10 protein-coding genes are annotated in these 9,047 nt (G+C 42.5%); 7 read left to right on the forward strand and 3 right to left on the reverse strand.

What is annotated here, in order from left to right; translation table 11 throughout:
* Positions 1-19 precede the first annotated feature (19 nt).
* The 6 genes from WC615_RS04715 (at position 20) to WC615_RS04740 (ending at position 5,557) form a co-directional block, all read left to right on the forward strand.
* Entirely contained in the window at positions 20-1,330 is a 1,311-nt protein-coding gene (locus WC615_RS04715) for a carbohydrate porin (protein WP_372976982.1), read from the forward strand.
* A 66-nt stretch (positions 1,331-1,396) separates the two neighbouring features.
* Positions 1,397-1,906, forward strand: coding sequence for a YceI family protein (locus WC615_RS04720; RefSeq protein WP_372976983.1), 510 nt, complete (start codon positions 1,397-1,399; stop codon positions 1,904-1,906).
* A 97-nt stretch (positions 1,907-2,003) separates the two neighbouring features.
* Entirely contained in the window at positions 2,004-3,068 is a 1,065-nt protein-coding gene (locus WC615_RS04725) for a cell wall metabolism sensor histidine kinase WalK (protein ID WP_191176827.1), read from the forward strand.
* A 48-nt stretch (positions 3,069-3,116) separates the two neighbouring features.
* Positions 3,117-3,767 carry a DUF47 domain-containing protein gene (locus WC615_RS04730; protein ID WP_067059170.1) on the forward strand — a complete coding sequence of 217 codons (651 nt, stop codon included), beginning with the start codon at positions 3,117-3,119 and terminating at the stop codon, positions 3,765-3,767.
* A gap of 20 nt (positions 3,768-3,787) precedes the next feature.
* Positions 3,788-4,795, forward strand: a complete 1,008-nt coding sequence (locus WC615_RS04735) for an anion permease (protein ID WP_372976984.1) — start codon at positions 3,788-3,790, stop codon at positions 4,793-4,795.
* Positions 4,796-4,834: 39 nt separating this feature from the next.
* Positions 4,835-5,557, forward strand: coding sequence for a DUF4197 domain-containing protein (locus WC615_RS04740; protein ID WP_372976985.1), 723 nt, complete (start codon positions 4,835-4,837; stop codon positions 5,555-5,557).
* Between the two features lie 180 nt (positions 5,558-5,737).
* Here WC615_RS04740 and WC615_RS04745 read toward each other — a convergent pair whose 3' ends face one another.
* Complete coding sequence (locus WC615_RS04745) at positions 5,738-7,042, reverse strand: TonB family protein (protein ID WP_372976986.1); 1,305 nt, start codon at positions 7,040-7,042, stop codon at positions 5,738-5,740.
* Entirely contained in the window at positions 7,032-7,604 is a 573-nt protein-coding gene (locus WC615_RS04750; RefSeq protein ID WP_372976987.1) for an RNA polymerase sigma factor, read from the reverse strand. Before WC615_RS04750 ends, WC615_RS04745 begins: the two co-directional genes overlap by 11 nt.
* 207 nt (positions 7,605-7,811) lie before the next feature.
* Here WC615_RS04750 and WC615_RS04755 point away from each other — a divergent pair, with 207 nt between their 5' ends.
* Entirely contained in the window at positions 7,812-8,477 is a 666-nt protein-coding gene (locus WC615_RS04755) for a hypothetical protein (protein ID WP_372976988.1), read from the forward strand.
* 10 nt (positions 8,478-8,487) lie between these two features.
* On the opposite strand, the gene WC615_RS04760 is transcribed toward WC615_RS04755, so the two are convergent.
* Positions 8,488-9,047: uracil-DNA glycosylase family protein (locus WC615_RS04760; protein WP_372976989.1), on the reverse strand; the 560-nt coding region annotated here is incomplete at its 5' end.

Raw genomic sequence — 9,047 nt, forward strand, 5'->3', positions numbered from 1 at the left:
TAACATTCGTTTCATCAGCATGAAAAACCTTTTACTATCATTAATTATACTATTTAACCTAACCCAATTTGCTACCGCGCAGGATACGCTAAAAAACCAACGCTTTAATTTACACTTCCAGCAAACCATTATTACACAATACAAACCCGGCTTTAGTGCGCCCTATACCGGCAACAACAGTTTGCTTACCGGCGAGGAAACACAAACATCATTAACCACAACCCTTTTTGGTGGCGCGCGTTTATGGAAAGGCATGGAGGCATACTTTAACCCCGAAATGAGTGGCGGAGCCGGCCTGAGCAAAACTCTGGGCATTGCCGGTTTCCCAAATGGCGAAACCTTCCGTGTTGGTAGTGCCGAACCTAAAATTTATATAGCCCGCCTGTATTTTACCCAAAACTTTGAATGGGGTAATGATAAAGAATACATTAATGATGATGTAAACCAACTGGCCGGCTTGAAAAGCAAGCGCTACCTTAAAGTTACCGTTGGTAAATTTGGCATGGCCGATTTTTTTGACGGCAACGAGTTTAGCCACGATGCCCGCTCGCAGTTCATGAACTGGAGCCTGATGGATAACGCAGCCTGGGACTACCCTGCCAATACCCGTGGTTACGTTTTAGGGGGCATTGCAGAACTGGGCCAGCCAACCTGGGCACTACGTTTTGGATTCACCATGACTACTACCACGGCAAATGGTGCTATTTGGGATGAAAGGGTAAGCCGCGCCAATACACAGACCTTAGAATATGAGAAACGCTATGCCCTTGGCGGGCAAAAAGGCACATTAAGGTTACTGGCTTTCCGTAACAACGGCAAAATGGGCGTATATCGCGATGCCATTAACCAAAGCCCAAACGCGCCCGATGTGGATGCAACCCAGGCATACGGGAGGCACAAATATGGCTTCGGCATAAGTGCCGACCAGTACCTAACCAATGACTTTGGTGTTTTTGCAAAAGCAAGTTATAACGACGGTAAAACCGAAACCTGGGCATTTACCGAAATTGACCGATCATTAAGTTTAGGCGCTGTTTTAAAAGGCAGCTCATGGAAACGTAAGGATGACGAGCTGGGCCTGGCATTTGTAGGTAACGGCATTTCGAAGGATCATAAAGATTACCTGGCTGCTGGCGGTTACGGTTTTATTATTGGAGATGGGCGGTTAAACTACTCGCCCGAACTGGTAGCTGAGGTGTATTATAAATTGAATGCCTACCAGCACAAGTTATGGCTATCGCCCGATTACCAGTTTATTGATAACCCGGCTTATAACAAGGATAGGGGTCCCGTAAACGTATTCTCGTTAAGGGCACATGTGGAGTTTTAACACTGGCCTAAAGTAAATTGTATCTCAAATTAAACCTGGCTGGGTAAAACCCGTCATATTCGCAACATGAAAAATATTCTCGCAGCTATAACATTACTTATTGTAAGCACCACGGCTTTCGCTCAAACAAAAAGCATCAGCAACGCTAAGGTATCCTTCGAGATAAAAAACCTGGGTATTAAAACCGGTGGCACCATTGGTGGGGTACAGGGTACCATCGCCTTTGACCCCGCTGCTTTGGCAACAAGCAAAATTGAAGCTACTGCCGATGTTAATACAATTAACACGGATAATGATATGCGCGATGAGCACCTGAAAAAGGACGATTATTTCGACGTGCAAAAATATCCAAAGATCGGCCTGTCGTCTGTTTCATTTAAAAAAGCAAATGGTAACAACTTTACAGGCCAGTTTAACCTTACCCTAAAAGGAAAAACCAAAATGGTTGAAGTACCATTTACTTATGCCGATAACTCTTTTAAAGGCAGCTTTAAAATTAACCGCAGGGATTTTTCCATTGGCGGTAACAGCATGACCATGGGCGACGAAGTAACCATCAACTTCGAAGCAAAATAAGCCCAATAATACACCGCAATTAAATGATAACAATTAATTAACACAGGGGCTTGCTTCTGTGTTAATTATAACCGTTTACAAATAGTAACTTTATGCTATGAAATTGCGCGTATTGATATTGATAAACGCTGCCGCGGTTGCCATCACCTTATCGGCAGTAAACTACTACTTTCAGCATAAATGGTACGATATGATGATAACCTTCCTGGTTACCTTCATCACCAGCTATATTGTTTTTTATTACCTGATAGAAAAATACATCTACTCAAAAATTAAGCTTATTTACAAGCTTATCCATAACCTTAAACTTGGCCGCGACCTGCGCGATGCCCTTGGCGAACACGTAAGCGCCGACCCTATAAACGATGTGGAACACGAGGTACAGGAATGGGCAAAACAAAAAAAGAGCGAGATAGACGAGTTGAAAAAACAGGAAAAATTCCGCAGGGATTTTTTATCGAACATCTCGCACGAGTTTAAAACACCTCTTTTTGCCATACAGGGTTACATAGAAGCCCTGCAGGATGATGGACTGGAGGACAAGGAGCTAGCCGTACAATTTCTGGAAAAAGCATCAAAGAATGTTGACCGCCTAAGCTACCTGATCCATGATCTGGATGAGATCTCTAAGCTGGAATCGGGCGAGATCCCTATCAATTACACCAAGTTTAAGATCAATGACCTGATCAAAGAGGTTTTTGAATCGCTTGAGCTAAAAAGCAAGCAGCACAATATTAAATTAACGTTTAAACAAAAATACGACGACGGCATATTTGTTAACGCCGACCGGGAAAAAATACGCCAGGTGCTGGTAAACCTTATTGACAACTCCTTTAAATATGGCAAGGATGGCGGCAACACCGCTGTAAGCATTTTTGTGCTGCACGAGCAGGTGCTTATTGAGGTTACCGACGATGGTATAGGTATTGAAGAAAAGTTCCTTCCACGCTTATTTGAGCGCTTTTACCGTACAGATACGAGCCGTTCAAGGCAAATTGGCGGCTCGGGTTTAGGGTTGGCCATTGTTAAACACATTATTGAAGCGCACCAGCAAACCATTAACGTACGCAGTACCGAAGGTATGGGGTCGACGTTTGGTTTCACCTTACAAATAGCCAAACAAACTTTACCATTTCCAAACATTCCTGTATTAAAAAGTTAACATTAACTTAACATTGCAAGCTTACCTTTACGCCAAATTAAATAGCAGATGTCACTAAACAGTATATTTCAGTATTTTGTTCCTAAAGATAAGAAGACCTTCTTCCCGTTGTTTGAGCAGGCTGCAAGTAACGTTGTAAGTATGGCAACCATTTTGGTTGAAGCGGTAAACTCGGTTAACCCGGCCACCCGCGAAGAACTTTTCAGGCAGATTGATAAGCTTGAAAACAAAGGCGATGAACTTACCCACCAGATATATCTTGAACTGGGCAAAAACTTTATCACACCATTTGACCGTGAGGATATACACGCTTTAGCCACTGCTATTGATGATATTGCCGATTACATACACGGCGCTGCCAACCGCATGCTGCTTTACAGAATAGACGATTTTAACGAGCACATCCGCAAGTTATCTGAACTGATACTACAGGCCGGTACCGATCTGGAAAAAGCCGTGCGCGAACTAAAAGATCTAAGAAACGTACGCGCCATTGCCGATTCATGTATCCGCATAAACAGCGTAGAAAACCAGGCCGATTATGTTTTTGACCGTGCCGTTGCCGATCTTTTCCTATACGAAACAGATGCCATCCGCCTTATAAAATACAAAGAGATATTAGCTGCGCTTGAAACCGCTACCGATATGTGCGAGGATGCAGCAAACGTAATGGAATCAATTTTAATTAAAAACGCCTAAGCATAACTTAAATCATTTAAATGGTTACCACTTTACTAGTTGCTGTAGTTGCCCTGGCGCTTATTTTTGATTACACCAATGGGTTTCATGATGCCGCCAACTCTATAGCTACCATTGTTTCAACAAAGGTACTAACGCCTTTCCAGGCAGTATTGCTTGCCGCTGTATTTAACTTTGCCGCTTACTTTTTTATACCCGACCATAAAGTAGCTAACACGGTAGCTAAAACCGTTCACGAACAGTTTATCACCTTGCATGTAGTGCTGGCCGGCCTTATTGCCGCCATTACCTGGAATTTAACCACCTGGTGGTTTGGTATCCCATCCAGTTCATCACATACACTTATTGGCGGCTTTGCAGGCGCAGGCATAACCAATGCATTATTTATGGGGCAGCATGGGTTTGACGCAATCGATTCAGCTTCTATCATTAAAATTATCGCTTATATTGTACTGGCGCCATTTATCGGCTTAATCATTGCTTACTTTATAACCATTCTTATACTCCATATTTGTAAACGGGCTAAGCCTGCCGTTGCCGAACGTTGGTTTAAACGCCTTCAATTGATATCAGCAGCTGCATTAAGCTTTGCGCATGGTACTAACGATGCCCAAAAGGTTATGGGTATTTTATATGTAAGTTTGGTTGCTGCAAAAATTATCGTCAGCGGCTCTCCAATGCCCGAATGGATCCCGTTGGCCTGTTATTCGGCCATCGCATTAGGCACTATGTCCGGCGGTTGGAAGATCGTGAAGACCATGGGTTCAAAGATCACCAAGATAACACCTTTAGAGGGTGTAGCTGCAGAAACTGCGGGCGCGGTAACCCTGTTTATCACCGAGCATTTTGCTATCCCTGTTTCAACTACGCATACTATTACGGGTTCTATCATCGGTGTTGGTTTAACAAAACGTGTATCGGCTGTGCGCTGGGGGGTAACCATTAACCTGGTTTGGGCATGGATAATCACCATCCCTATTTCGGCCCTTATTGCAGGTTTGGTTTTTATGCTGGTTAGGCACTGGTAATTAGGTGGATACTGGCAGTAAATTTGCTTACCTTATTACATGAAAAAAACACTTTTACTTATTCCGGTCCTTTTGGTTTTGTTTTGCAGTTGCGATACCCTTAACCAGGTTGCACAGAGCACCGTACAGCAAACCGGTAACCCAACAACACTTGATATTAATAACGGCTTAAAACAAGCACTGGAGCTGGCTACCGGCAAAAGTTCCGACCAGCTATCGGCTGTGAATGGTTTTTTTGGCAATGCTGCCGTTAAGATACTTTTCCCGCCCGAAGCACAGAAAGCCGAAAAAACATTACGCAGCATTGGCCTTGGCAAACTGGCCGATAATGTAATATTATCCCTTAACCGCGCTGCCGAGGATGCCGCCGTACAGGCCAAACCCATTTTTGTAAGCGCCATTAAGCAAATGACCTTAACTGATGTAACCAATATTTTATTGGGCAAACAGAACGCCGCTACAGAATACTTTAAACGCACTACCACACTGCAGCTATCGGCCAAATTTAAACCTGTGGTACAAACCAGTTTAAATAAAGTAGGCGCTACAAAATATTATACCGATGCAGCGTCGGCTTATAACAAAGTGCCATTTGTAAGCAAAATAAACCCGGATATTAGCGACTACGTTACCCAAAAAGCAATTGACGGTTTGTTTGTAGAAATAGCACAGGAGGAACTGAACATTCGCCAAAACCTTGGCGCGCGTACCACACCACTACTGCAAAAGGTATTTGGTTATTACGATAGGAACAAGAAATAATACATAGAGCTTTGATATGTAAAAGGCGATAGGTTTTGGAACCTGTCGCCTTTTTGCGTTCATATCATTCTGAGCAAATTGGTGTCATTCTAAGCTTGTCGAAGGATTGACAGATTGGGTAGTCGGCTATGGTTCGACAAGCTCACCATAAAATATAAGCCAATCGCTTTATGAAAGCCCCTACTGATGAAACGCCACCTTAACCTTAACATCTTCGGCTTTACCGCTGGTGTTTCCGCTCCAGGTTGGCCCATTCTTTATCAGGTCGATGGCTTTGGCATCGGCAGTTGCACTTAGGCTTTTGGTTACAATTATGTTGGAGACAGAACCGTTAGCATTAACAGTAAAGGACAGGTCAACCATGCCCTCTTTGCCATCAGCAGTAACGGCATTTTCTTTCAGATATTTTTTAAACGCGTCCCAGCCTGCATGTGGGCGGGCCCGTTCGTTTTTAACCTTTTTAGCACGCCCGGCTAATACTACCTCATTCAGCGAACTTCTGTTTTCATCCAGTTCAACCTTCAAACTATCCTTGTTTTTGACATCAAGTGTTTTACTGTTGTAGCCAATATACCCAATGGATAGAGATTCGTCTTTTTTAACATTTGGAAGGGTAAATTTGCCGTTCGCATCGGTTTGCGTACCCGCCGATCTGCCAACAACTTTTACAGACGCTCCCGGTAACGGTGCGCCATTCGTGCGGTCTAATACCACACCTGTTAATAAATTAGCAGGCAGGCCAGCCTGGCTCAAAGCATAAGCGTTGTTATCGCCAGGTTTGCCTGGTCTTACTGTCATATCAGCACCTTTTGCCTTACTGTTTAGCATGGTTAATGCGGCCGCATTATTAGTTGTTATTACTTTATCGCCCCCCAATACGGTATCCTGCCTTTTGGCAGCCATATAGCCCATTATCTTATCTTCCATTGCAGAACTATCGGGCAAACTTTTCAAAGCCTCCATTGGCGCTGCATTTGTTTCGGCAACTGTAACCGGTGCTTTATATCGCTCAACGTTCGCAAAAACAGGCACATCTTTTTTTACAGGCCTGGCTTTATTATCTGCTATAAGTTGCTGCGGTGTATCTAAAATTGAATGCCCTGCTTTATTATCTGTTATAGTAGCTGTGGAATCTGGCACTACACTTTTAACCTGATTCATAGCCACTTTTTCAACCTTAACAGGTTGATTCTCCTTATACAACAACCCAATTACTATAGCAAAGCCTATTACACTGGCGGCAACTGATATAACCCCCCATGGTATCATTCGGCGGGTTTTAGTGGTTGTGCGGGCTTGTAAACGCTCCTGCAAGGCTGCCAGATTATCCTGCTGAGGATTTTTTATACGGCCATACCCTTCCAGCGCGTCCATCAAAAACGGGTCGCCCTGCGCCTCGCGCTCTAAGCGGTGCATAGCTTTTGCATCAAGCTCCCCGTTAAGGTACTTCTGTATTTGCTGTATGTCGGCCCTTTTATTGTCCACTATTCTTCTCCAAACAAATTTTAAGGTTGCGTTTACCGTTCTGTATATAACTCTTTACCTCGTTCATGGTAAAGCCGGTTTCGTCGGCAACTTCTTTATAACACTTCTCATCAAGGTAAAATAATTTAACACTTTGCTTTTGCGCAGGTATTAACTTATCCATACATCGTTCCAAAGCCTGCATAGCTTCTTCCCGGCCCTCGGTATCAGGATGCAAAACCGGGGTAAATTCCACAAACTCATCTAAAGTTACGGTTTCTAATTTTTTACCCGCACGCAGCTGCATCAGGCAATAGTTACGGCTAAGTACGTATAACCAGCTCCTGAACTGTTTTACATCGTGTTGGTGAACCTTCTGTGCAAGCTCTTCAAATATGGCCATTACAACATCCTGTGCCTGCTCTTCATCTTTTAAATACTTTAAACCAACACCATAAACCAGCAGCATATAACGCTCATACAGCCGGCCTAAAACTTTCAGGTCGCGGTTTTCCCGGTAGCTGTTCAGTAAAGCATCGTCTGCGGTATCTTCTGGTTTAACTGGTTTGGTAAAAAACTTCATCAAGAGGGCTGCAAAATAATTTTTTTTAATGGCTTATGGAAATTGTATCTGCATTGCATTAGGCATGCCGTTGTCGTTTAATAAAGCAGCTGGCCATTCACACTACTTTACTAATTCCTATTGTAATATTAGTGAGCGGTTTATTTCACGCAGTTGTAGCATTTTCAATGATATGTGCGTATTATGTATGATTAAACCGGGCCTTATATGAAAAAAATATTCCTACTCTTTATCCCTGTATTATTACTCTTCGCTTGTAAAAAAGAAAATGGTTCACCAAGAGTTGAAACTACTACTTCCGGAAGCAAATGGGATATTAAAATTGGAAGCTCGTACGCGGATGTTTATGCGCAGGTTCAAAAATCGGGGCAGCAAAATAAATTCACTGAGGTGGATATTATTAACCAAAAGCAGGTTTTTAATAAACCGGAAGAGATACAACAAAAATTCAAATTTTACAGTATGATCATGCTGCAGAAAAATACCGCAGAGTTAGGGGGGACAAGTATAATTTATGATGGGAGTAAAATAACCTCTATTACGGCTACCGGAGCTGCTTTAATTACCAAATGGCCCCGGGATGCAACTGATGAAACCGCCTTTCATGAAAATGATGCCGTTGATGATATTTACAATAAGCTTTTAGCTATTTATAAACTACCTGACTATGCCAACTATCAAATTATTTTAGCTTATAAATCATTAAGTAAACCTTTTGATCCGGATATGGCCAATTATAACGAATGGGCCTTCTATATTACCCAATATCCTAAACCGGGTATAAGCGGGCAATATTACGTAAGGCTTTTATTTAAAAATGGCAAACTTAGTATGATCCGTAGCGAATACAAAGAATCTGAGGTTTATAACTAAGCGCGCTAATTTAAATACTGCTAAACGCTTCCAAATACTTATCGATATAAACCTGCTTTGTTTTGGCTTTATACTGCATAATGAAGCGAGGGTGCTCCAGCGCTACTATCTTATTAAAAAAACCATACTCATTGTTCAGCTTCTTCAAAAATTTTTCGTTTTGCCCTGTACCAAAACAGAAACATGTATCGGTATAGCAGCCCAAGGCAATTTGCTTTTTGATGTTATCGATGCTAAATGGGGTTACTGCTGTACAAAGTTCCTTACTATCGTAGTAGTTATAGTTCTTTTCTTTCCCATTATTGTGTATAGTGGTAAAGCCCAGCGGGCAAACCGAACTAATATAAAACTTATTGTAAAATGACTCAACCCCACCGTAGGCGTTAATCATTTCGTAAACGTAAACCGATGATGGCTCGTGGGTGATTTTTCCCACATAATTAATATTACACTCCGATTTCAGGCGTTTAGGATCGGTAAATGGCACACCCGTTAAACCGCTGCCAAACCTGCCGGGGTTAATACCCATGATAAGGTGGCGCTTATTATCGTCATTGTAATATTTTTTAT

The organism is Mucilaginibacter sp. (assembly GCF_041663085.1).
Taxonomy (GTDB): domain Bacteria; phylum Bacteroidota; class Bacteroidia; order Sphingobacteriales; family Sphingobacteriaceae; genus Mucilaginibacter.